This window comes from Pseudomonas sp. DF11, from assembly GCF_058148565.1.
Genome location: NZ_JBYVYN010000016.1, coordinates 19,736 through 44,099, shown reverse-complemented (window position 1 = coordinate 44,099; position 24,364 = coordinate 19,736). Strand labels below are relative to the sequence as shown.

Annotated in this window: 20 protein-coding genes; 7 read left to right on the top strand and 13 right to left on the bottom strand. The window is 61.5% G+C overall.

Annotation, left to right across the window (positions count from 1 at the left end):
* Positions 1-183: 183 nt before the first annotated feature.
* The 3 genes from AC30D9_RS28715 to AC30D9_RS28705 all read left to right on the top strand — a co-directional run bounded on the left by AC30D9_RS28715 (position 184) and on the right by AC30D9_RS28705 (position 4,265).
* Entirely contained in the window at positions 184-684 is a 501-nt protein-coding gene (locus tag AC30D9_RS28715) for a sigma-70 family RNA polymerase sigma factor (RefSeq protein WP_490145331.1), read from the top strand.
* On the top strand, positions 674-1,675 hold the full coding sequence (locus AC30D9_RS28710) for a FecR domain-containing protein (protein WP_490145330.1): 1,002 nt from the start codon (positions 674-676) through the stop codon (positions 1,673-1,675). The genes AC30D9_RS28715 and AC30D9_RS28710 overlap by 11 nt, the downstream gene beginning before the upstream one ends.
* An 85-nt stretch (positions 1,676-1,760) precedes the next feature.
* Positions 1,761-4,265, top strand: coding sequence for a TonB-dependent siderophore receptor (locus AC30D9_RS28705; protein WP_490145329.1), 2,505 nt, complete (start codon positions 1,761-1,763; stop codon positions 4,263-4,265).
* 191 nt (positions 4,266-4,456) lie between these two features.
* Here AC30D9_RS28705 and AC30D9_RS28700 read toward each other — a convergent pair whose 3' ends face one another.
* The gene (locus AC30D9_RS28700) at positions 4,457-5,530 is read right to left on the bottom strand and encodes a fatty acid desaturase (RefSeq protein WP_490145328.1); all 1,074 of its coding nucleotides are present in this window, start codon (positions 5,528-5,530) and stop codon (positions 4,457-4,459) included.
* A 100-nt stretch (positions 5,531-5,630) separates the two neighbouring features.
* Here AC30D9_RS28700 and AC30D9_RS28695 point away from each other — a divergent pair, with 100 nt between their 5' ends.
* The gene (locus tag AC30D9_RS28695; protein ID WP_134922341.1) at positions 5,631-6,635 is read left to right on the top strand and encodes an AraC family transcriptional regulator; all 1,005 of its coding nucleotides are present in this window, start codon (positions 5,631-5,633) and stop codon (positions 6,633-6,635) included.
* A 140-nt stretch (positions 6,636-6,775) separates the two neighbouring features.
* Here AC30D9_RS28695 and AC30D9_RS28690 read toward each other — a convergent pair whose 3' ends face one another.
* Positions 6,776-7,462: a Crp/Fnr family transcriptional regulator gene (locus AC30D9_RS28690; RefSeq protein ID WP_134922340.1), complete on the bottom strand. Its 687-nt coding sequence runs from the start codon at positions 7,460-7,462 to the stop codon at positions 6,776-6,778.
* Positions 7,463-7,549: 87 nt separating this feature from the next.
* Here AC30D9_RS28690 and AC30D9_RS28685 point away from each other — a divergent pair, with 87 nt between their 5' ends.
* Positions 7,550-8,074 carry an Mpo1 family 2-hydroxy fatty acid dioxygenase gene (locus tag AC30D9_RS28685; RefSeq protein WP_490145327.1) on the top strand — a complete coding sequence of 175 codons (525 nt, stop codon included), beginning with the start codon at positions 7,550-7,552 and terminating at the stop codon, positions 8,072-8,074.
* A 136-nt stretch (positions 8,075-8,210) separates the two neighbouring features.
* Here AC30D9_RS28685 and AC30D9_RS28680 read toward each other — a convergent pair whose 3' ends face one another.
* From AC30D9_RS28680 to dibA, 9 genes are all read right to left on the bottom strand, one after another.
* A complete protein-coding gene (locus AC30D9_RS28680) occupies positions 8,211-10,433 on the bottom strand; it encodes a GMC oxidoreductase (protein WP_134922338.1) in 2,223 nt (740 codons plus the stop codon).
* A complete protein-coding gene (locus AC30D9_RS28675; RefSeq protein WP_134922337.1) occupies positions 10,430-10,939 on the bottom strand; it encodes a sorbitol dehydrogenase in 510 nt (169 codons plus the stop codon). Before AC30D9_RS28675 ends, AC30D9_RS28680 begins: the two co-directional genes overlap by 4 nt.
* Positions 10,929-12,296 carry a cytochrome C gene (locus AC30D9_RS28670; RefSeq protein WP_490145326.1) on the bottom strand — a complete coding sequence of 456 codons (1,368 nt, stop codon included), beginning with the start codon at positions 12,294-12,296 and terminating at the stop codon, positions 10,929-10,931. Before AC30D9_RS28670 ends, AC30D9_RS28675 begins: the two co-directional genes overlap by 11 nt.
* A 422-nt stretch (positions 12,297-12,718) precedes the next feature.
* The gene (locus AC30D9_RS28665) at positions 12,719-13,708 is read right to left on the bottom strand and encodes a sulfate/molybdate ABC transporter ATP-binding protein (RefSeq protein ID WP_109756559.1); all 990 of its coding nucleotides are present in this window, start codon (positions 13,706-13,708) and stop codon (positions 12,719-12,721) included.
* 3 nt (positions 13,709-13,711) lie between these two features.
* On the bottom strand, positions 13,712-14,581 hold the full coding sequence (gene cysW / locus AC30D9_RS28660; RefSeq protein WP_063323502.1) for a sulfate ABC transporter permease subunit CysW: 870 nt from the start codon (positions 14,579-14,581) through the stop codon (positions 13,712-13,714).
* 12 nt (positions 14,582-14,593) lie between these two features.
* Positions 14,594-15,412 (bottom strand): sulfate ABC transporter permease subunit CysT, encoded by an 819-nt coding sequence (gene cysT / locus AC30D9_RS28655; RefSeq protein ID WP_013692011.1) that lies wholly within the window; start codon positions 15,410-15,412, stop codon positions 14,594-14,596.
* Positions 15,413-15,523: 111 nt separating this feature from the next.
* Complete coding sequence (locus tag AC30D9_RS28650) at positions 15,524-16,537, bottom strand: sulfate ABC transporter substrate-binding protein (protein ID WP_109756560.1); 1,014 nt, start codon at positions 16,535-16,537, stop codon at positions 15,524-15,526.
* Positions 16,538-16,674: 137 nt separating this feature from the next.
* Positions 16,675-16,857 carry a sulfur starvation response protein OscA gene (gene oscA / locus AC30D9_RS28645; RefSeq protein WP_003186967.1) on the bottom strand — a complete coding sequence of 61 codons (183 nt, stop codon included), beginning with the start codon at positions 16,855-16,857 and terminating at the stop codon, positions 16,675-16,677.
* A gap of 143 nt (positions 16,858-17,000) precedes the next feature.
* Positions 17,001-18,908: a phosphodiesterase DibA gene (gene dibA, locus AC30D9_RS28640; protein ID WP_134922334.1), complete on the bottom strand. Its 1,908-nt coding sequence runs from the start codon at positions 18,906-18,908 to the stop codon at positions 17,001-17,003.
* Between the two features lie 146 nt (positions 18,909-19,054).
* Between dibA and desA the strand changes: the two genes are divergently transcribed.
* Both desA and AC30D9_RS28630 read left to right on the top strand, forming a co-directional pair.
* Positions 19,055-20,239 carry a delta-9 fatty acid desaturase DesA gene (desA, locus tag AC30D9_RS28635; RefSeq protein ID WP_134922333.1) on the top strand — a complete coding sequence of 395 codons (1,185 nt, stop codon included), beginning with the start codon at positions 19,055-19,057 and terminating at the stop codon, positions 20,237-20,239.
* Positions 20,240-20,458: 219 nt separating this feature from the next.
* Positions 20,459-21,448 (top strand): GGDEF domain-containing protein, encoded by a 990-nt coding sequence (locus AC30D9_RS28630; protein ID WP_134922332.1) that lies wholly within the window; start codon positions 20,459-20,461, stop codon positions 21,446-21,448.
* 146 nt (positions 21,449-21,594) lie between these two features.
* Here the strand turns inward: AC30D9_RS28630 and AC30D9_RS28625 are convergent, their stop codons facing one another.
* Both AC30D9_RS28625 and gabT read right to left on the bottom strand, forming a co-directional pair.
* Positions 21,595-22,812 (bottom strand): HDOD domain-containing protein, encoded by a 1,218-nt coding sequence (locus AC30D9_RS28625; RefSeq protein ID WP_134922331.1) that lies wholly within the window; start codon positions 22,810-22,812, stop codon positions 21,595-21,597.
* Positions 22,813-22,950: 138 nt separating this feature from the next.
* Complete coding sequence (gene gabT, locus AC30D9_RS28620) at positions 22,951-24,228, bottom strand: 4-aminobutyrate--2-oxoglutarate transaminase (RefSeq protein ID WP_134922330.1); 1,278 nt, start codon at positions 24,226-24,228, stop codon at positions 22,951-22,953.
* Positions 24,229-24,364: the final 136 nt, after the last annotated feature.

Genomic DNA, 24,364 nt, shown 5'->3' with positions numbered 1-24,364 from the left:
GGTTATCACTTCGCTCCACTTTGGTGCACGCATATCAGTCTGTCGGCAAGCCTGTACAAATAATTAGGGTTTCGAAGAAATAGGCGACGGGAGGCCATGGCAGGCGAGCGGTGGTTGCAAATTCGCCGACGCCTGATGACAATGCGACCTATTATCATTTGTAACATCCAGGCCCTCGCGTCCATGTCATCTCCCGAGTTTGCAGTACAGGCGCTCTACAGCCGGCATCACGGCTGGCTCAATACGTGGCTGCGCACCAGGTTGGGCAATGCCGCCGACGCGGCGGACCTGGCCCAGGACACTTTCGTGCGCCTGTTGCAGCGTAGCGAACACCTGGAGCTTCGAGCCCCACGCGCCTTTTTGCGCACCATCGCCCAAGGCCTGGTGATCGATCATTGGCGTCGAGAAGAAATCGAACGTGCCTACCTCCAGACCATAGCCCACCTGCCGGAAGCCGAAACCCCCGGCGCCGAAGCCCGGGCCTTGATCCTGGAATTGCTCGAAGCCATTGCCAGGATGCTCGAAGGCCTCAAGCCGAAAGTGCGCAAGGCCTTTCTGTTGGCCCAGTGCGAAGGCCTGACGTACAAGCAGATTGCCGAACAAATGGGTATCTCGTTGCGCTCGGTGGAGCGCTACGTCGCCGATGCGCTGTACCACTGCTACGTGTTGCGCTATGAAAGCTGAGCCGGCGGATCACTTGCAAAGCCGCCGCAACGGCCCGTCGCAACAGGTGGTCAGGCAGGCGATCAACTGGCTGCTGCGCCTGCGCAATCACACCACCCACCCGACCCTGCGCCAACAGTGCGATGCCTGGCGCGCCGCCCATCCAGAACACGAACTGGCCTGGCAGCGGGTGCAATCGCTGCACAACGAATTGACTTCAAACCTAAGGGCAGTGCCCGGCGCCCATATCGCCCTGGATACCCTGGAAAACAGCGCCCAGCGCCTCAGCCGTCGCCAGGCCCTGAAGTTGCTCTCGGGCGCCGCACTGGTGGGCGGTGCGACATGGCTGGGCAAGGATCTGGGCTGGCGCCCATGGAGCGCCGACTTCGCCACCGCCACGGGTGAACGCCGCGGTTTTCAACTGCCGGACGGCACGCGGCTCGAGCTCAATACCCACAGCGCCGCCGATCTGGACTTCAGCGCCCGGCAGCGCCTGATTACCCTGGTCCGCGGCGAAATCATGGTCACCTGTGGCCGCGACCCGGGACGTGCGCTGCTGGTGCAAGGCCGACATGGCCTGTTCGAAGGGCTGGAGGGACGCTTTGTCGTGCGCCAGGACAGCGACTGCACGCGCTTGAGCGTCACCAGCGGCCGGGTCGTTATTCGTTCGCACGCAAACAGCGATGGCACCCCCATTCAGGTCGAGACCGGGCAAAGCTATCTGCTCAGTGCATCGACCGCGACCCAGGCACCGCCCCTGGACATGGATGCAGGCGCCTGGGCCGATGGGTTGATCGTCACGCGCAATATGCGCCTGGCCGACTTTCTCAACGAAGTAGGACGCTACCGCCCAGGCTATTTGCACTGCGCGGCGTCGATTGCCGACTTGCGCTTGTCAGGGGTTTTCCGTTTGGAGGACACCGACAAGTTGCTGGCCGTCCTGCCACGCACGCTCCCTGTGCAAATCCGTTATCGAACCCGTTGGTGGATCACGGTGGAACGCCTGGCTTGATTTTTTTTGGCGGGTTTCAAGCCGGTGTCCGGCCAAGACAGTAAGCAACCCTTATCTGCCTCCAGCGACTCCAACGGAACCCACAATGACTGAGCGCGTACATCTCAAGAATCCCTTCGGCTTATCTTCGCAACCGGGCCAGTTGCGCCAGGCTGTTCATGCCGCGCTGTTATCCACCGCGCTGGGGGTCAGCCTCGTACCGATGCTTGCGGTCGCCGCACAAAACGACGTGATCGCCAGCCGTCAGAGCTACAACATTGCCCCCGGCCCACTGAGCGATGTGTTGAATCAGTTCGCCCGCCAGGCTGGAATTACCCTGGCAAGCACCCCGGCGCAAACCGGCAGCGTCCAGTCCCCGGGGCTCAAGGGCGAATATTCGCGCGACCAGGCCCTGAGCCAGTTGCTCAGCGGCTCAGGACTGGTTGCCGTCAGCCAGGATGGCAACAGCTACGTGCTGCAAACCGAGACCGTCGGCAGCACACTGGAACTGCCGACCACGGACATCAAGGGCTTCGCCCTGGGTAACGCCCTGGGCAGCATGGAAGGCTACAACGCCACCCACAGCCAGGTCGCCACCAAGACCAGCACCGCCCTGCGCGAAACGTCCCAGAGCGTGTCTGTGGTCACCCGCGAACAAATGGACGACCAGGGCGCGCAAACCGTCTCCCAGGCCATGCGCTACACCCCCGGCGTGCTGACCAACCCCTACGGCGCCACCCACCGTTACGACTACGTGGCGATGCGCGGCTTCAACGACGGCTCGGTGGATAACATCTACCTCGACGGCCTCAAGTCCATGGGCGACAGCGGCACCTACAGCTCCATGCAGGTCGATCCGTACTTCCTGGAGCGGGTCGATATCCTCAAGGGCCCGTCCTCGGTGCTCTACGGCCGCAGTTCGCCCGGCGGCCTGGTGGCGCTGACCAGCAAAAAACCGCTGTACGAGGCCTATCACCAGATCCAGGCCACGGTCGGCACCCAGGGCCAACGGGGCATGGGTTTCGACTTCACCGGCCCGGTGGATGACGACAAACGCATCACCTACCGGCTGATCGGCCTGGCGGATAGCTCCGATACCCAGTTCGACCACAACAAGGAGAAGCGCTTCGCCCTGGCGCCCACGGTGAACATCGATTTCAGCGAGGACACCTCGCTGACGCTCGAGGCCTATCTGCAACATGACCCCGACGGTGGCTACCACGGCGGCATGCCGGCCGACGGCACCTTGCATCAGCGCAACGGCCGGCGGATCTCGGAAAACTTCTTCGAAGGCGAACCGGGGGTCGATGGTTACGAACGCGACCAGCAGTCGTTCGGCTACCAGTTCGAGCACCGTTTCAACGATGTCTTCACCGCCCGGCAGAACTTCCGTTACCTGGACTCCCAGGTCACCAACGATCAGGTCTACGCCTATGGCTGGACCACGCCCACCAGCAACGAATTGAACCGCTATTACACCGGCGCCGAAGAAAAGCTCCATTCCTTCATCGTCGACAACATGCTGCAAGCCGAATTCTTTACCGGCGCGACCAAGCACACCGTGTTGATGGGTGCGGACTATCAACGACGCAAAACCGTGGTCGACTGGACCAGCGGCAGCCTCGCCCCGATCAACGCCTTCGACCCGACCTATGGCAACTCGGCCATCACCTACTTCAGCCCCACCAGCTACCTGCGGCGCCTGGAGCAGACCGGCGTCTACCTGCAAGACCTGATCGAGATGGACAAGTGGCGCTTCTCCCTGGGCCTGCGCCAGGACTGGGTCGAGACCTCGGATGAAAATCGCATTGCCGAATTCGGTCGCCCGCAAGGCACCGAAATCAACGACAAACGCACCAAGCTCACCGGCCGTGCCGGGGCACTGTACCTGTTCGACAATGGCCTGGCGCCGTACATCAGCTACTCCGAGTCGTTCAACCCGAACTCCTACGCCGACAGCGCCGGCAACCCGCTGCCGCCAACCGATGGCAAGCAATGGGAACTGGGCCTGAAGTACCAGCCACCGGGCACCGATGACCTGTACACCGCCGCGCTGTTTCGCATCGACCAGGAAAACCTGGCGACCAAACTGCCCCAGGAGAACTTCTACCGCGCCATCGGTGCCGTGCGCTCCCAGGGCCTGGAACTGGAAGCGCACCTGCAGTTGACCGAGCAACTCAAAGTGCTGGGCAGCTACACCTTCACCGACATCGAATATTCGAAATCGATGGTCAGCACCCTCAGCACGCCCACCGACGTCATCGAAAACAAGGGCAACTCACCGACTCAGGCGCCACGTCATATGGCCTCGGTCTGGGCTGACTACAAATTCGACAGCGGCGCGCTCGATGGCCTGCGCCTGGGTGGCGGCGTGCGCTATGTGGGCTACAGCTGGGCCGATGCGGAGAACACCATGAAGGTACCGTCCTACACGCTGTTCGATGCCTCGGTGGGATATGACCTGGGCAAGGTCGGCTTGAAGGGCATGGACGTGCGCCTGAACGCCAACAACCTGACCAACGAAACCTATGTCGCCTCATGCGCCAGCCTGAGCTATTGCTACCTGGGCGAAGAGCGCAATGTGGCGGCGACGGTGAGTTACCAGTTCTGACCCACTCCTGAGGCCGGGCATATACCTGTGGCGAGGGGATTTATCCCCGCTGGGCCGCGAAGCGGCCCCAAAAAGGTTGGCTGTGATCACACCTGACACACCCCGGCGCTTGGTCCTGGGCTGCTACGCAGCCCAACGGGGATAAATTCCCTCGCCACAAAGTATGTTCTCCATGCATAAGGTGGTGTGTCTCAAACCTGGGCCGCATTCACCTTCTCCCGCACGACACCCACTTCCCGCACAAACCTATTCGCCCGCCCAAACGTCCCGAAATCGTTAAACCGCACGCCCATTTCCCGCATCACCTCGTGAGCCACCGGCACCGTCAGTTGGCGAATGTAGAACGGCTCCTTCACCACGAAATGATGAATGCCGTGGCTGCTGCCGAAGTTGAAGCAGAACGCCTGCAACGGCCACAACCACCAGGGGTTCAGCACCTGTGTCTGCTGGATGACGTTGCCCGGCTCGATGTCGCCGTAGTAGTGCATGTTCGAACTGATGAAGTGCAGGCAAAAGGTCCGCAACACGTTCGGGCCGATGATCACCACCGCCGCAATGTCGATCACCTGCATCGTCGCCAGCGTGGTTGCCGACCAGTCAATCGACGTCCCCAGCAGACTGGCGACACCGTTGGCCCCGTGGAAACCGAGAAACACATACCAGGCGCCCCAGTGCAGCAACGCCAGCGGGAAATAAACCTTCAGCGTGCGCTTGAGAATGCTGCGCTTGTGCGCCCAGGTCTTGGCTCGCAGCAAACGGATGAAGGCCGACATCACGTTGTCGCCGACCATCAGCAACCGCGCCAGCCCCCAGGGTTCGCCGTTGGTGATGGCCCGCTCCTCCATGTCGGCCTCGCTACCGGACACTTTGTGATGGTTGAGGTGCAGGTGGCGGCGGATCCACGGATTGATCGTGCTCGGCCGCGCCAGCCACACCAGGCCCATCATCAGGTTGTGGGGCAGGCGCTGCTTGCGGAAATACATGCTGTGGATCAGGTCGTGTTCCAGCTCATGGGTCAGCGACGCGAAAAAAGCGTTGAGCAACAGGCACGCCCACCCGGCCAGGTCACCGTTGATGTAGAGCAGCGTCGAACCGATCATCCCGACCAGGGCGAACGCCAGGATGCCCGCACCCAGCGCATCCTGATGCCGCAGGATCGGATAACGCTGGCGCAGTTCATCGCCCCGGGCCAGTACCACCTGGCGAATATGGGCGGATCGCTGTTGTGCATTCAATCGCTCGGGGCTTGCGCAAGTGCCGTGCATGGCTTAAATCCTCTGTTATCGATGTGCACATCCTGCCGGGCGTCGTTCCCCGGGGTGGTAGCCGTAAACGCCAACCTGTTGACCGCAAGCGCCAATCGTCATGACTGAACCGACCTCCCTTGCCAGCTGGACCCGCGCCCTGCGCAAACAGCTCGATGCGTTGGGCCTGGACAGCCATGCCCTGTGCGTCGAAGCCGGGCTCGATCCACAACTGATGGACGACCCGAACGCTCGCTACCCGCTCTCGGGCACCACACGCCTGTGGGCGCTGGCGGTGCAGGCCAGCGGCGACCCGGCCATCGGCCTGCGGGTGTCGCGCTTCGTCAGCCCCACCACGTTCCACGCGCTGGGTTATGCCTTGGTCGCCAGCGGCAGCCTGCGGGAAGTGTTCGAGCGGATCGTGCGCTATCACCCGGTGGTCAGCGATGCGCTGACCCTGCAACTGAGCCGCGACGAAGACCGCTACCGCTTCAGTCTCGATGTGCCCCAGGGCCGTCCGGCGCCAGCCTTCGAAGCCATCGATGCGTTCGCGGCGATTTATGTGCGCACCTGTCGCAACCGCCTCGGTCGCGATTACGCACCGCTGGCGGTGTACCTGCGACGCCCGGAGCCGGCGGATCCCAGCCCCTGGCACAAAGTGTTCCGCTCGCCAGTGTATTTCGGCGCCGAACAGGATCGCCTGGAGTTCGAGCTCAGCGACTTCGACAGCCACCTGGACGACGCCAACCCGGAACTGGCCGAACACAACGAAACGGTGCTCGAGCGCACCCTCGCCCAGCTCAAGCCGCTGACCTGGGAGCGCAAGGTGCGCGCGGCCATCGAGGCCCAACTGCCCGAAGGCGAGCCCAGCGCCGAACGCATCGCCCAAGCCATGCACCTGAGCCTGCGCAGCCTGCAACGGCACCTGGCCGACGAAGGCTGCCGCTTCGACGCACTGCTCAACGAATGCCGGGAAAACCTCGCGCTGCTGCATCTGCGCGATCCCCAATGCTCGCTGAGCGAAGTCAGTTACCTGCTGGGCTTTGCCGATGCCAGCAGCTTCAGCCGCGCCTTCAAACGCTGGACCGGAATGACGCCGGGGCAGTTCCGGGATGGATTGCGCTAGGGGGATGGTGCGACCACGATAGCTGCGCCCCCCCTGTGGGGGCGGGCTTGCTCGCGAAGACGACTGCACAGTCAACATCCCTGTCAACAGACCCACCGCTTTCGCGAGCAAGCCCGCTCCCACAGATGCTGGGCCGGATTTCAGGTTGTGGTCAGGGCCCGCAACCGCTCGATATCCAGGATTTCGATCTCGCCATAACCCAGGTGGAGAATGCCCTGGGCCTGCAAGTCCTTGAGGATCTGGTTGGTGGTCTGGCGCGACAGCGCGAGCATCAGCGCCAGTTGTTCCTGGGGCAGTTGCAAGACCCGGCGCGCCGGTTCGATTTCGCCGTAGCCTTCGGCGATCATCAGCAGGCGGTGGGCCACGCGAGCCGGGGCGGGCATCAGGCTCAGGTGTTCGAGGTTGATGAAGGTCAGGCGCAGTTTGTGGCTCATCAATAATGCGAGATGTCGCCAGTAGATCGGTTGTTCTTGCAGGAAGGCCAGCAACGGCGCCTGGGGCAGGTGCAGCAGCGTAGATTGACCTACGACCACCGCGTCATGGGTCCGCGGCTGGCCATCGAACAGGCAGATTTCACCGAACCAATGGGGTGCTTCCACCACACTCAACAGCGCCTCCTTGCCCTGTTCGTTCACCGCACCGACGCGTACCGCGCCTTCGAGCACGGCGTACAGCCCGCAAGGTGGATCGCCGCGCTGGAACAGCCGATGGCCCGGCGGCAGACGACGCACCCGTGACATGCCCAGCAGACTATTCTGTAACTCAGCGGGCAGATGGCTGTACCAATGGCCGGCCATCAGGTGTGAGTGCCAGGGATGCGAATTCATGGAAACTCCGGGACAAGTGTCGGCTAACTGACAGAACGCCTTGTGGTACCTGGGCATCATGCAGGCATCACCTCAGGAGGAACAACAATGAAAAGCCTCGTCGATCATCTCAGTCAATACGCTGCTTATCACCGCGACCCACGCAACATCGCCAGCCATTTCATTGGCATTCCGCTGATCTTCGTCGCCGTCGCCGTGCTGCTGTCACGACCCGGCTGGCCGATGGGTGCGGTTCTGGTGTCGCCAGCGTTGCTGGCGGCCGTGGCCAGTGCGTGGTTCTACCTGCGCCTGGAAATACGCCTGGGTGTGTTGATGACGGTGCTGCTGGGCCTGTCGGTGTGGCTGGGCCAGATCCTCGCCGCGCAAAGCACTTCGGTGTGGCTGGGCAGTGGCCTGGGCATGTTTGTAGTGGGTTGGGTGATCCAGTTTGTCGGTCACTATTACGAAGGCCGCAAACCGGCGTTCGTCGATGACCTCTCCGGGCTGATTGTCGGGCCGCTGTTCGTGGTGGTTGAAGCGGGTTTCCTGCTGGGGCTTCGCGGCGAACTGAAGCAGGCCATTGAAGAGCGCGTCGGGCCGGTAACCCTGCGCAACCAGCGCTCGGCGGCCTGAAAAACAACGCATATTGTTCGCGCAGTGAGACAACTCTGTGGGAGCGAGCCTGCTCGCGATTGCGCTCGGCCAGTCACCGCCATGTTGACTGACCCATTGCTATCGCGAGCAGGCTCGCTCCCACAGGAGTCAGGCCTTACAGCGCACCAAACTCGACCCGTATCGTCAGCGCGCCAGTGTTATCTTTCAAACCAGAACCGTATTTCCCGGTCAGGTCATCGTTGATGCACAGTTGCAGTTCCCCTTGCTGGTCGCCCGGAACCTGCGCCAGATCCCCCACCAGGAAAGGCGTTCCATCGTTGCCCACGCGACCGACCAAGGCGCCTTCGGCGGCACCGGGCAACGCATAGCTGCTGTAGTCGATGTGCCTGGAACCGCCTTTTCCATCGACATTGCCGCCCTGCGGACTCGCGCACCATAACCCGCTGACGTAGCGAACCAGGCGCGGCACCAACCCGTTGACCTGCACACCCGTGCCCTGCCAAGGATTGTTGGCCTGGACCTGCATGGTCACCGCCTTCAGGTCGTTGGCCACGGTGTCTCCAGCCTGGAACGACAGCGCCGCAATCGTCAGGCTCGGATTCGAGGTGCCGGTGCTGGGGAACACGCCATCGCCTACCAGGAACAGGTTCTTGTGGTCCCAACTGCGTTGGTACTTGTCCACCACCGACTTGGCCGGATCATCGCCCATGCGATAAGTCCCCATCAGGTGCCCGGCGCCCTGGAAGCTGTAATCGTCACCTTTGTAGGTGAACGTCCCCTGGCCAATGGGCGCTGTCAGTTCCACGGCCCCGAGCAGATCCTTGATGATGTGGCTCGCCAGTATCTTCGCCTGCCTGAAACCTTCCTTGGTGTAATCGGACAGATCGTAGTGGATCTCCGGCCGGAGAATGCCGAGCCCGTCCGTGAGTTTGTCCGTCGAAGGCACTATGTAGCTATTGGATTGGTCGGGATGCTCCTCCACCTGCTCCACCAAAAAACCGATCCGAAACTGGCGAATGAACAGGTCGTTGAGCCGTTGGATCAGCGCCGTGCCATAAAGCGCCTCGGTGGGCGGCGGCGGGTTCTCTTTCGATGGCAACGGGTTGGTGTGGCTGTTGTTCGCCCCATCGATAAAATCGGCCACGGTGACATAAGGGTCGCCCACCGGCCAGTTCCAGCCCTCGTTGCCGATTTCGATGCGCCATGCCGCTCGCTGGCTGCGAAAATCGCCGTCACGCAGGCTCTCGATGCCCGCCGTGGACACCGGGCCACGGTATGGAAACACCGTCTTGCCTTCCGGCATCAGCCCCCAGGCCAGGTAAATCGGGTGGTCGGACAAACTGCGTCCTACTTGCCCACTGCTGTTGGCCACGCCGTTGGGCCAGTCCGGAGTCTTGGAGTTGAGCAACAATTTAGGGGTTTCAATGGCATGGGCCGCGATCACGTAACGCTGCCCGATGGCCACGCCGGTTCCCGTCTGCGGCCCGTCGCCAAGCTGGTATTGAATGAATTCGACGCCATTGATGTTCTTGTCCGGGCCCACCGTCACTTTGCTGGCCACGGTCCGGTACATGACCCGGACCTTGCCGGTGGACAGGGCCTTGTTCATGGTCACGGTCGCGTCGTACTTGGCCTGGATCGGGCAGATCGGCGTGCAGTTGGTATTGCCGGCACACACCCGGCGCCCGGCGTAGGGCTGGGAATTGCGCCCGGCCGGCGTCGGGCTGACCACCAGTGGCAAGCCGTCGAACGTCTGTCCGGTCACGGCAGTGACAAAACTGCCATCGACCAGGGACAACGGAATGCTGTGCATCGGGAATGAATAGCCTTCGGGAAAAGTCATGCCCAGGTAGGCCTGGTCGGCGACATTGGCCGACACCCCGATTTCCGCCTCGGCCCGGCAATAGGCGCTTTGCAGATCGTCGTAACCGATGGGCCAATCCACCCCGACGCCGTACTTGCTCCTCAGGCGAAAATCGTTCGGCACCATGCGCAGGCACGTCCCGACCCAATGCCAGGTCGTGCCGCCGCCCACCCGCTCATAGGTGCTGTTGAAGGGCAGCGGGCCTTTCTGCACCAGGTAGCTGGTTTTCGGCTCGTTCCAGCCGAGGATCAGGTCGGCGATGGTGGCCCGAGGGGCATTTTCCTTGCTCGGGTCGCGCGGCGTATCCAGGGTCGACACCGGCGGATAAGGGGATTCCGGGGTTTTCAGCGTGGCGGTGTAGAAGCGCTCCAGGTATTGAGTGCGGTTGACCGGGATCTCCGGCCCCGATTCGAGCACCAGTACATCGACGCCAGCCATGCCCAACTGATAAGCGATGATGCTGCCGGCCAGCCCCGCGCCAACGATGATCACCTCTGCTTGTTCGGTACTCATGACGAGGCTCCTTGCTCGTTGGCGGGCACGCCGGTGTAGTCCTCAAGGCTGGGCGGCGTGGTGTTCCAATAGCCGAAAAACATCTCGCTGTAGCCCATGGGATGGGCCTGGGCAATTTTCCAGGCCCAGCTCTGGATGTAGGCCTGGTCGGACACCACCGTCGAATCGGTCGACTTGTAGCTGCCAGTGGCATACGGCTGATACCAGACCCCCAGCAACCACAGCTTCATGATCGAACGCGCGGCTTGGGCAGTCTGCGTGACGGCTGGGCGCGATCCGTCCATCAGCACCGCCTTGGCGATCTGGTCGGGCGGCATGTGGTCGGCCGCCAGCGTGGCGTACTGCGTCAATAACGTGTTGAGCACCCCAGGGGTGATACGCGGAGTGATGAACGCGAGAAACGTCGACGGCAAACCTACCTGGTCGATCGTCGGTGCCAGCCGATCGGTGGGAATGCCGGTCAGGGCCGATGACAGGCCTACGAAATTGTCCAGATCACTGCTCATGGTTGACTCCTTGTCCGCCAGTGGACTGTGCGCGTTCGAGTAAATAGGTGAAATCCGCGAAGCTGGTACGCGGTGACTCGGTGACATGGGTGGCCGCATTGCCGTGACAGGCCATGCAACTGGAAGATGCCTGGGGCACCGTGCCCTGGATGTAGGTTTCCAGCGTGGCGTTGGCCAGGAACAACGGCGCGGGACTGCCCAATGGATTGGCGGCTGATATCTGACAGTTCGGCTGTGGTGCCGAAGGCCACTGGGTACTGATCAATTGATAGTTCGCCCAGACGCTCTGCGGGTTCACCGTGCGCAACAGCGCTTGATAGGTAGCATTCAGAGTCTTGGTGGCGTCGGTCAGCGGCACGTAGCGCACGATTTGCGAGGGCGTCGCCTTGACCGCCGGGTTCCAGGGCCGTGGCGGCGGCTGGTTGATGTCGCTTTTACTGGCGGCGTTGTAGAACAGATATGGCCCGGTCCGCTGGGCGAGGGGTGTGGCTTTTTCCGGCACGTTCTTCACATGCTCGAAGGTTGACCAGATCCATTGCGCCGCGCTGGTGGTCTTATGGACCATGTGCAATCCCACCAGCCCGACCGGCTCGGATACGCACGACTCCTCGACAATCGGCCCATGGCTCGGGTCGCTGTTGCCCGGGGTGTAGACCAAGGCATCGACAGTGTGAAAATCCTGCCGGTTGTCGTTGGGGCCCAGCACTTTCCACGACGCCTTCACCATCACCGCCCCGACCTGTTGGGTCTCGGTGGAACCGCAGCTGAAGGCCACGGCGTTCTTCGGATTGGCGGCAAAGAACTTCTGCTGGCCTTCGATGCTGTACAGGCCGTTGTCGACGATCCCGTTGAACATCGATTGGTTGACCACGATTTCGTTGCGCGTGTAGACACCATTCTGGTCCACCAGCGGGCCGCTCTCGAAGGGCTGGATAAATTCATCCAGCACATCGGGTACCTTGCCCATCTGCTGCAACAACCGGCCGGGCTTGAGTGACTTGCATGCTTCGGGGAGGCTTGCCGGGGCGTTCCAGGGCAGCGGCGCCTGGCCCTTGGCCCGGAAGATCTGGTAGCTCTCTTTCCAGCTTTCCCACACCGTGGCGCCATCCTGCTTGCCGATAGAGGTGCCGGTATCGGGATTGCCGTTGTCCAGCGCCGGCCAGTTCAGGGCAATGAAGGTCTGCCATGACAGGTCGTCGAAATTGGCTTGCAGGCTGGGCAGGGAAACCGGCTTGGTAACCGTGACATCGAAAGGTATCTGCGGCGACAACGAGGGGGTGGCGCTGACGGATGGGCTCAATAAAACGCTTATCAAGGCACAGCCAAACGGGCCGTGCCGACTGACTTCCATTCTCATACTCATCTCCTTGGCATCAGGCGCCAGGAGATAACACCGGTCCGTCATTGGACTCTTACTGCCTCCTGGCAAGTCAGAGTCTAGGTAGGGTTTGAGAGGGGAAAAGGGGTTGAAGTAGAACCAATCGAAGCAAGGTCGGGCGGGGTTATTCGGATTCTGCTCGGGGTGTCAGTGAGGGCGCCATCGCGAGCAGGCTCGCTCCCACAATGGATTGGGGGTTGAACCGCAGAGGTTGTGGCAGACACAGATCCACTTGTGGGAGCGGGCTTGCTCGCGAAAGCAGTGGACCAGATTGCATCGATGCTGAATGTATCTACGCCTTCGCGAGCAAGCCCGCTCCCACAGTTTTGGGGGTTGCCGACAGACTTGTGATCAACCCATTTCCCCTGTGGGAGCGAGCCTGCTCGCGATGCTTTTTGCTTTTAAAGGTTTGAGACTTTCTGCCAGACCTTCGGCTTGAAGAACAGCGTCTCGCCCTTCGCCAGGCCCACCAGGCTGTCGTGGTCCTTCACCACTTCGGCTTCGATCAATTCGCTCTGGCCTTCCACCTTCAGGGTTACCCGAGTGGTGGCGCCGAGCGGGCGAATGTCGCGCACTTCGGCGGCGTGGTGGTCTTCCAGTTCCGAGCGCGACAGTGACACCTCGTGAGGGCGGAACAGCACATGCCGATCCTCGCCCAAGTGCAGGCGGTTCGAGTCGCCGAGGAAGTGATACACAAAGTCACTGGCCGGGTTTTCATACACATCCCCCGGTGAGCCGATCTGCTCGATCACGCCTTTGTTCATCACCACGATCCGGTCGGCGACTTCCATGGCTTCTTCCTGGTCGTGGGTCACGAACACCGAAGTCAGGTTGATGTCCTCGTGCAGCCGCGCCAGCCAGCGACGCAGCTCCTTGCGAACCTTGGCGTCGAGGGCACCGAAGGGTTCGTCCAGCAGCAACACCTTGGGCTCCACCGCCAGGGCACGGGCCAGGGCAATACGCTGGCGCTGGCCACCGGACAATTGCTCCGGGTAACGGTCGGCGAGCCAGTCCAGTTGCACCATGTTCAGCAGTTCATGGACCTTGGTCGCGATCTGGCTTTCGTTCGGGCGCTGATTCTTGGGTTTCATGCGCAGGCCGAAGGCGACGTTATCGAACACCGTCATGTGGCGGAACAAGGCGTAGTGCTGGAACACGAAACCGACGTTGCGATCACGCACATCGTGGCCGGAAACATCCTCGCCATGGAACACGATGTTGCCTTGGTCCGGAGTTTCGAGACCGGCGATGATCCGCAGCAAGGTGGTCTTGCCGCAACCCGACGGGCCCAGCAGCGCCACCAGCTCACCGCTCTGGATATCCAGGCTGATATCGTCCAGGGCCTTGAAGGCGTTGAAATTCTTGCTGACGTTACGAACTTCGATCGACATGACTTATTCCTCCGCGGCGCTGGCGCGCAGGCGGTTGATTCGGTTTTCGCTCCACTGCTTGAGCAGCAGGATGAAGAGCGCCAGGATCAGCAACAGGCTCGCCACGGCGAACGCGGCCACGTGGTTGTATTCGTTGTAGAGGATCTCGACGTGCAGCGGCAGGGTGTTGGTCACCCCGCGAATGTGCCCGGACACCACCGACACCGCGCCGAACTCGCCCATGGCCCGGGCGGTACACAGCACCACGCCATAGATCAGACCCCACTTGATGTTCGGCACGGTGACATGCCAGAACATCTGCCAGCCATTGGCCCCCAACAGGCGCGCGGCTTCTTCTTCCTGGGTGCCCTGCTCCTGCATCAGCGGGATCAGCTCACGGGCCACGAACGGCACGGTGACGAAGATCGTCGCCAGCACGATGCCCGGCAGCGCAAACACGATCTGGATGTCGTGATCAGACAGCCACGGCCCGAACAGGCCCTGGGCACCGAACATCAACACATAGACCAGGCCGGCGATCACCGGCGACACCGAGAACGGCAGGTCGATCAGGGTCACCAGCATGCTCTTGCCACGGAATGAATATTTGCTCACGCACCACGCGGCACTGACACCGAACACCAGGTTCAGCGGTACCGAGATCAGCACGGCAATCACCGTGAGTTTCAACGCCGACAGCGCGTCGGGTTCAAAAATCGCCGTGAAAAACGCCCCCAGGCCGAGCTTCAGGCCCTGGGACACCACGATGAACAGCGGCAGCAGCAGGAACAGAGCAAAAATCAGCCAGCCGAGGCCAATCAGGATTCGCCGCGAAGTCGCACTGCCGCGGCGAGCGGCGTTGGTGGAGGCCGCGGAAATAGACGATTGGGACATGTTCGCGCCTCCTTATGGGGTTTCGATGCGCCGCTGCAGCAGGTTGATCAGCAGCAACAGGACGAAGGAAACCACCAGCATCAGCACGCCGATGGAGGTGGCGCCGGTGTAGTCGTATTGGTCGAGCTTGACCATGATCAGCAGCGGCAGGATCTCGGTTTTCATCGGCATGTTGCCGGCGATGAAAATCACCGAACCGTACTCGCCCACGCCACGGGCAAACGCCAGGGCGAAGCCGGTCAACCAGGCCGGCAACAACGCCGGCACGAGGATGTGGCGGAACACCTGCCACGGCTTGGCACCGAGGCAGGCGGCGGCCTCTTCGACTTCACGGGGAATATCGGCCAGCACCGGCTGCACCGTGCGCACCACGAACGGCAGCGTCACGAAGGTCAGCGCCAGGGTGATACCCAGCGGCGTATAGGCGATCTTGAACCCCAGGTCGGTGGCGAACTGGCCGACCAGGCCGGTCGGCGCATACAACGCCGTCAGGGCGATACCGGCCACGGCGGTGGGCAGGGCGAACGGCAAATCGATCATCGCGTCGATGATCTTGCGACCGGGGAAGGTGTAGCGCACCAGCACCCAGGCCAACAGCGTACCAATCACGCCGTTAATGATCGCGGCGTACAGCGCGGTGCCGAAACTGAGCTTCAAGGCCGCCAGCACCCGCGGCGCCGAGATGATCGCCCAGAACTGTTCCCAGGTGAGTTGAGCGGCATGCACGAACATCGCCGCCAGAGGTATGAGCACTATCAGACTGAGGTACACCAGGGTGTAGCCCAGCGTCAGCCCGAAGCCGGGTATGACGGGGGATATGCGACGCGACATAAAAGTCCTTGGTTGAGAACGCGCAAAAACTGTGGCGAGGGGATTTATCTCCTTGCCACAGATTCAGTGTCCGGCCTTAGCTTGTAATCAGCTCATTCAGGCCTGTCCAGCTTACTGCGCCTGATAGATCTGGTCGAACACGCCGCCATCATTGAAGAATTTCGGCTGGGCGGTTTTCCAGCCACCGAAGTCCTTGTCGATGGTCACCAGGTCCAGTTTCGGGAACTGCCGGGAGTACTTGGCGGCCACGTCCTTGTCACGTGGACGATAGAAGTTCTTCGCGGCGATTTCCTGGCCGGCCGGGCTGTACAGGTGCTTGAGGTAGGCTTCGGCAATTTCAAGGTTGCCCTTTTTCTCGGCGTTCTTGTCCACCACTGCCACTGGCGGTTCGGCGAGGATCGACAGCGACGGCACGACGATGTCGAACTTGTCGGCACCACCGTCTTCCTTCAGCGCCAGGAAGGCTTCGTTTTCCCAGGCCAGCAACACGTCGCCCTGACCGTTGTTGACGAAGGTAATGGTCGAACCACGAGCACCGGTGTCGAGGACCGGCACATGCTTGAACAGCGCTTGCACGTATTCCTTGGCCTTGGCTTCGTCACCGCCGTTGGCCTTCAGGCCATAGGCCCAGGCCGCGAGGAAGTTCCAGCGAGCACCGCCGGAGGTTTTCGGGTTCGGGGTGATGACCGACACGTCATTCTTGATCAGGTCGCCCCAATCCTTGATGCCCTTGGGATTGCCCTTGCGCACCAGGAATACGATGGTGGACGTGTAGGGTGTGCTGGCCTCCGGCAGACGCTTTTGCCAGTCCGCCGGCAGGGACTTGCCCAGCTTGGCGATCTCGTCGATGTCACCGGCCAGGGCCAGGGTCACCACGTCAGCCCGCAGGCCATCGATCACCGCCCGGCCTTGCTTGCCCGAGCCACCGTGGGATTGTTGGATTTTCACGCTGTCGTCCGGGTGCGCTTTCTTCCAGAAACTGACGAATTCGGCGTTGTAATCCTGATAAAGCTCGCGAGTCGGGTCATAGGAAACGTTGAGCAGCTCATAATCCTTGGCGACAGCCGAACCTGCAAAAACAGCACTGGCCAGGGCGGCCAGGGCATAACGACGAATTGACGACATGGTGAAAGCTCCTGGAATTCTGGTTTTCTTATGGCTTCTGGAAATCGGGTGGCCGGTAAAAAGATCACAGCCTTCGGCAGCTCCTACGCCAAGCCCCCCTGCAGGAGCTGCCGAAGGCTGCGATCTTCTAGGTTTTCTCAAGACGGCTTATGACTCGGCTGTTGCAAGCGGAATTTTTCCTTACGTTCGATCTGGACCACCTGGGCGTTGTGCACAGTGATTTCCACCGCGCCAAAGCGCAGATCGCGCAATGCGCTCTGGATCTCGCGCAAGATGGTTGCTTCGTCCTGGCCGTCAACGCTACGTAGAGATGCGCTCATGCTGCTGCTCCTTGAATGAATGCCTGGCAGTGGGCGGCACTGCCTGCGGCGTGGGAGCAATACTAGATAAAGCGAGATATTCTTAAAAAGACTATTTAAGAATTTTTATATAACTAAAAAACCAATCAGCTCACATGACATCTTCAGACGATAGCCGGCGCATGACTCCAGTCCAGTTGCGCCGCCGCAACAGGCCGCCCAAACCAGTAGCCCTGGCCCAGTTCACAGGCATGTTCGAGCAAAAATACCGCTTGCTCGCGCTGCTCGATACCTTCGGCGTGCACCTGCATGCCCATGCTGTGGGCCAGGGCAACGATCACCCTGACGATCGCCGCGTCGTCCTCATCCCACGGCAACCCGGCGACAAAACCCTGATCGATCTTGAGCTTCTGTACCGGCAAGCGCTTGAGCCGCAACAACGACGAATAACCTGTGCCGAAATCGTCGATCGCCAGCCGCACGCCCAACTCCCGCAGGCGATGCATCTGCTCCAGCGCCACTTCGGGGTCTTCCATCACCGCGCTTTCGGTCACTTCCAGCTCCAGGCACGCCGGGTCCAGGCCCGTGTCGTGCAGCACCCGGGCGACTTGCTCGTACAACTCGTGACGGGCGAACAACCGACTGGAGACGTTGACCGCGACAAATGACAGCGCCACGCCAGCCTGCTGCCACTGGCACATTTGCCGACAAGCCTGCTCCATGACCCACGCATCGATCTGGGCGATCAGCCCGGTGCGCTCGGCGATGGGAATGAACTCGGCCGGCGACACCAATCCACGCGAGGGATGCTCCCAGCGCACCAAGGCCTCGACACCGATCAGACGACTGGTCGCCAGGTCGTGTACCGGCTGGTAGTGAACGCGCAACTCCTGTTCCTGCAGCGCGCGACGCAGTTCGAAGGCAATCTCGACCCGTTGTTGAGCGTGGGCCGTGAGTTCCTCGGTGTACAAGGCATAGCCATCGCGCCCGGCACTCTTGGCCTTGAACAAGGCCGAATCGGCGTTGCGCAGCAGTTGCCCGGCGCTGAGGGCATCGCCGGGAAACAGGCTGATGCCGATGCTGGCATTGATGAACAAGGCGTGGTCATCGAAGCGCAGTGGCTCTTTCAATGCGTCGAGGATGCGTCGGGCCAGCGCCGCTGCCTGGCCTGGCTGCGAGCAGTTTTCCACCAGTACCGCAAACTCGTCGCCCCCCAGCCGGGCCAGGGTCACACCGGGCGCGAAAAGCCCGCGGAACCGCTCGGCCACGCCTTTTAGCAGCTCATCGCCCACGTTGTGACCCAGGCTGTCATTGATGTTCTTGAAGTGATCCAGGTCCAGCAGCAACAGGGCGCAACCACGCTTGTGCAACTGCGCCGACGCCAGGGCCTGCTCGGTGCGATCAGAAAACAGCAGGCGGTTGGGCAAGCCCGTCAGCGGGTCGTGATGGGCCAGATAGGCCAATTCGTGCTCGGAATCCTTGATGGCGCTGATGTCCGAAAACACCGCGACATAATGGCTGATCTGGTCGTTATCATCGCGAATGACACGGATCGTCTGCCATTGCGGGTAGATCTCACCGCTTTTACGCCGATTCCAGATTTCGCCGCTCCATTCGCCCAGGCTGGTCAGGGAGGCAAACATGTCGCGATAGAAATCCGGACCATGGCGACCGGACTTGAACAGATTGGGACGCTGGCCCAGCACTTCCTCGCGCACATAACCGGTGATCGCCATGAAAGCCCGGTTCACGTGCACGATCAGGCCGTTGCGGTCGGTGACCAACACCCCTTCGCGGGTGCAATCGAAGACGGCGGCAGCCTGGCGCAGGCGCTCTCGATCGGCGCTGTGCTCGCTTTTCCCGAAAAATCGCGAAATCCGCGCCCGCGCCAGGAAAACCAAGCCAGCGCTGAACAGGATCCAGGCATAACCGTTGATCAGTAGCCAATACTGTCTATCGACGAATTGATCGAAGAAACTGCTCGATAAATAACCAATCAGTTGCAGCCAGACGACTGACAGTACGAGATAAAGCAGCGCTACGCGCATGGCACTGCGTTGATAGGCAGTCATTCGGCCATCCATGTCCCTACGAAGAGGTGGGGATTATAAAGGAAGAAACATCCAGCCACTCTTATCTGAAAGGCCGACTGGTTTTATCTGTGGGGCCGGTGATAATGCAACGGCAGTTTCTATCTTTATCGAGGGCCCTACAGCCTATGTGGTACGAAGGTTTTCTTGGCTTGTCGGCCTGGTCACTGGTGGCAGTCACCCTGCTGATGACCCACGTCACGATCATTGCCGTCACGGTCTACCTGCACCGTTATTCGGCGCATCGCTCCCTGGAGCTCAATGCCGGCCTCAAACATTTCTTCCGCTTCTGGCTGTGGCTGACCACGGCACAGAACACCCGCGAGTGGACCGCCATCCACCGCAAGCACCACGCCAAATGCGAAACCGTAGACGACCCCCACAGCCCGGTCATCAAAGGCTTGTCCACCGTGCTGCGCAAAGGCGCCGAACTGTATCGCGCCGAGGCGGAAAATCCGGAAACCCTGCGCATCTACGGCAAGAACTGCCCCGACGACTGGATCGAGCGCAACCTCTATAGCCGCTTCCCTCTGTTGGGCGTGGCGATCATGGCGGGCATCGACCTGCTGCTGTTCGGCACCATCGGCATCACCATCTGGGCCATCCAGATGATGTGGATCCCAGTCTGGGCCGCCGGCGTGGTCAACGGCCTGGGCCATGCCGTGGGCTACCGCAATTTCGAGTGCCGCGACGCGGCCACCAACCTGGTGCCCTGGGGCATCCTGATCGGTGGCGAAGAGCTGCACAACAACCACCACACCTACCCCAACTCGGCCAAGCTGTCGGTACGCAAATGGGAGTTCGACCTGGGCTGGGCCTGGATCCGGGTGTTCAGTTTCCTGCGCCTGGCCAAGGTCCAGCGGGTTGCACCGATCGCCCACCGGGTCGAAGGCAAGGGCCATCTGGACATGGACACGGCCATGGCGATTCTCAACAACCGTTTCCAGATCATGGCGCAATACCGCCGGCTGGTCATCGCGCCGCTGGTCAAGCAGGAACTGGAGAAGGTCGATCACTCGGTGCGGCACCAGTTCCACCGGGCCAAACGCCTGCTGTCGCGGGAAACCAGCTTGCTGGACGATCGTCACCACGTGCGCATCCAGAACATGCTCGAACACAGCCAGGCGCTGAAGGTGATCTACGAGAAACGTCTGGCCTTGCAGCAGATCTGGGTCAAGACCAGCAGCAACGGCCACGACATGCTCGCCGCCATCAAGGAATGGGTCCACGAAGCCGAGGCCAGCGGCATCCAATCCCTGCGAGACTTCGCCACCCAACTCAAGACCTACTCGTTACGGCCTGCCACGGCCTGACAAGACCACTGCGGTGAAGGGCTGCTGTGGCGAGGGGATTTATCCCCTCGCCACAGGTTCAACCCATACTTTGACTCGCTAAATCCCCCGCCCTTCGTCGCCTGAAAAGGAACTTCGCCCAGAATCCCCTATCTCAAAGAGCACTTCGCCATCCAGGCGGGCTTTGGAGAAAAGTGCGTGCGAACCAACAGCAGTGCACGCTCTTTGAGATTTGTGCCGATGGTCGACAAGAACCTACAGGATTACTCCCTACCTCAATGGCCCGAGGCGGCCCAGACGCTCATGGCGCTGATGCATGCCCAAGGCGAAGTGGCGCGCCTGAGCGAGCGTGAGCAGTTGTTCAGCTCGCTGCTGGTCAGCGTCAATGCCGTGCTCTGGGCGTTCAACTGGGAAACCCGGCAAGTGCTGTATGTCAGTCCCGCCTACGAGCGGATCTTCGGCCGCCCCGCCGGCCTGGTCCTGGCTGACTACAATGAATGGCGTGACGCAATCTACCCCGATGACCTGGAGTACGCCGAACGCAGCCTGGCCGAAGTATTGGTCAAGGGCGCCGTCGAGGACCGTGAATACCGCATCATCGCCGGTGATGGCCAGGTCCGCTGGCTGAGCGACAAGTGCTTCATCAACCGCAAGGCCGAGCCCGGGCAACCGGTGATCGTGGTCGGTATCGCCGAGGACATCACCGAAAAGAAGCTGCTGGAAAGTGAACTGCAGCGCCTGGCGACCACCGATGTGCTGACCCAGAGCAGCAATCGCCGGCATTTTTTCGAATGCGCCAACCGTGAATTCGAGCAGGCCAGGCTACAAGGGATGCCGATGGCGTTCCTGTTGCTGGACATCGATGACTTCAAGGTGATCAACGACACCTACGGTCATCAGGAAGGCGATACCGTGTTGCAGAAAATCGCCGAAAGCGGGCGGTCCGTGCTCAGGCGCGGCGACCTGTTCGGGCGGATCGGTGGTGAAGAGTTCGCCGCAGTGTTCCCCGGCTGCGCCCCCGACATGGCATTGCAAGTCGCCGAGCGCTTGCAACGGGAAATCCAGCGCCTGATGTTCCGCTGCGGCGAGCAGGCCTTCGGCATTACCGTCAGCCAGGGCCTGACCAGCATCACCGCCGACGACCAGAGCCTCGACAACCTGTTCGCGCGCGCCGACGCGGCCATGTACGAAGCCAAGCGCAAGGGGAAGAACCGCATCATTGCGGCTTGACGCAATCACAGTGCAATTGAACTCAGCCCTGCACCGCCCCTGCGGGAGCGAGCTTGCTCGCGATGAGGGCCTGACATTCAATGATGTGCTGACAATCATGCCTCTATCGCGAGCAAGCTCGCCCCCACAGGGGTTGGGCAGCGGCTTTATTTACGGCGCAACCGCATCAACTCCGGCAAGCCAATCTTCAGCAACCGCGCCGTGCGGCCACGGGCCAGCTCTTCAAGGCCCTCATGGGCGGGCAGATGCGCCATCTGCGCCGCCATGTTCATCACCAATGCTTCACGGGAATAAACCCCGCCCCCAAGGCTGTAGACCGCCGCGATCAACTCTCGCAGCTCCAACGGCAGACGCCAGCGGGCCCGCAACGCCGAGCCGAAACTGGCGCCGAACTTGACCAGCGAGTCGCCCACTTCCTCCGGCTCGTCCAACTCGCCCCCGGCCTGTTTCCATTCCTCCAGGCAACGCAGCAACGCCAGGTCGCCCAGGCGATGCAATAATCCGGCGCAATAACAGCGCTCCTGCTCCAGGTCCAGCAACCGCGCCATCGTCCGGGCGTATTCGGCCGTGTGCAGCGATAGCTCCCAGTAACGCTCGGCATAGTCCGCCAGGCACGGGACGCTGAGCCGGGCACAGCGCTTGAGGGTAAGGCCGAGGATCAGGTTCATGCTTTGCCCGGTGCCGAGCTGGTGCAGCGCCTGGGCCACGGTCTGCACCGGGCCACCTCCCTGGTGCTGGGCAGCGCTGTTGGCGGCGGCGATCAGCACCGCAGTGATCTGCGGGTCGGTGCGGATTTCTTCTTCGAGCAGTTTCAGATCCAGGCCGCCGGGGTTGAGGCTGCGCTTGACCGCCACTTGCACATCGGTCATCAAGGGCGCGCCCTCGGACAGGTCACGCCGACGCTCCAGAAAGGTGGCCAGGGTCAACCCCGCTCCTGGGATCGGCGCGTCGTTGGACGGTTCCTCACCACCGCCCAATAACAACCCCTGCAAACGCTGGGTCAGGTTTTCCCGGTTCAAGGGCTTGGTCAAATACGCGGTCGGCGCCAGCGGCAAGACCTCGCGCACGCTGGCGCTGTCGTTGCGACGGCTCATCAGGATGAACGGCAGCGGCGGGGTACGATGCTGCTGGCGAAGGCCACGCAGGATCGCCAGGCCATCGACCCCCGGCAGTTCCCAATCGGCGATTACCAGGTCATAGGGGTGACTCGCCAGCAAATCCAACGCCTGCCGGCCCTCCCCACATGTGTCCACCCGGGCATCACAGCGCACACCCGACAACACCTGCTCAAGCAGCTCACGGGACGCCGGATCGGCCTCGGCGATCAACACTCGTGGTACAGCGGGTAAATCCACAGCAGTCATGCAGCATGCTCCCTTGCCATACTTGCACCTTAGACGTTGGTGGCCGTTCCAGACAGCTCAAAATCCATGGGATAGGTTCGCGCACATGAAAAAACCCGCCAAAAGGCGGGTTTTTGTGGATCAGCGCACAACCCGGGCTCAGAGCTCGGAGAAGCACTCTTCGATGATTGCCAGGCCCTTGTCCAGTTGCTCATCCGGCGCGGTCAGAGGCACCAGCACCCGCAGGACGTTGCCGTAGGTACCGCAGGACAGCAGGATCAGACCCTTGTCGCGCGCCTTGGCCACGACCTGAGCGACCGCGGCGGCATTCGGCTTGTGGGAATCGCCGTTTTCGAACAACTCCACGGCGATCATCGCGCCCAGGGCCCGGACGTCACCGATCACCGGGTACTTCTTCTGGATCGCCTTGAGGCCAGTGACCAGACGCTCGCCCACGGCCTTGCAGCGATCGAGCAGGTGTTCTTCCTCGAACACTTCCATCACCGCCAGCGCCGCCGCACAGGCGATCGGGCTACCGGCATAGGTGCCGCCCAGGCCACCTGGCGCGATGGCATCCATGTACTCGGCCTTGCCGCAGACACCGGCCAACGGGAAGCCGCCAGCGATGGACTTGGCGAAAGTGGTCAGGTCGGCGGCTACGCCCATCTGTTCCATGGCGAAGAAGGTACCGGTACGGCCGGCACCGGTCTGCACTTCGTCAGCGATCAGCAGAATGCCGTGCTGGTCGCACAGGGCGCGCAGGCGCTTCATGAATTCCTTCGGCGCCACATAGAAACCACCCTCGCCCTGTACCGGCTCGATGATGATTGCCGCGATGTCACGGGGTTCGGCGTCGTTCTTGAAAATGCGCTCGATGCTGGCGATGGAATCGTCAATGCTCACGCCGTGCAGTTCATTCGGGTACAGCGCGCGGAAGATGCCGCCGGGCATCAGGCCCATACCGGCCGAATACGGCACGACTTTACCGGTCAGGCCCAGAGTCATCATGGTGCGACCGTGGTAAGCGCCGGTGAAGGCGATGACACCGGCACGGCCAGTGGCGGCGCGGGCGATTTTCACGGCGTTTTCCACCGCTTCGGAACCGGTGGTCACCAGCAGGGTTTTCTTGGCGAAATCACCTGGGACCTTGGCGTTGATTTTTTCGCACAGCTCCACGTATGGCTCGTAGGCCAGGACCTGGAAGCAGGTGTGGGTCAGCTTGTTCAGTTGCTCGGTCACGGCGGCGATGATTTTCGGGTGCACGTGGCCGGTGTTCAACACGGCGATGCCGCCGGCGAAGTCGATGAATTCACGGCCTTCAACGTCGGTTACCGTGGCGTTCTTCGCCGATTCAGCGAAAATCGGGTGAATCTGGCCGACGCCACGGGGAACAGCGGCGGTACGGCGGGCCATCAAGTCAGCGTTAGTCTTGCTCATTACAGTCCTCATTCGCCGCTCATCGGTCGGCGTAGTTCAAGGAATACATGGCGGGGAGGCAACTGCGACAGCATGCGATGATCGACTGCCGCAGCGTTCCGGCCACAAGAAACAGAACGGGTGAAACACGCAAAGG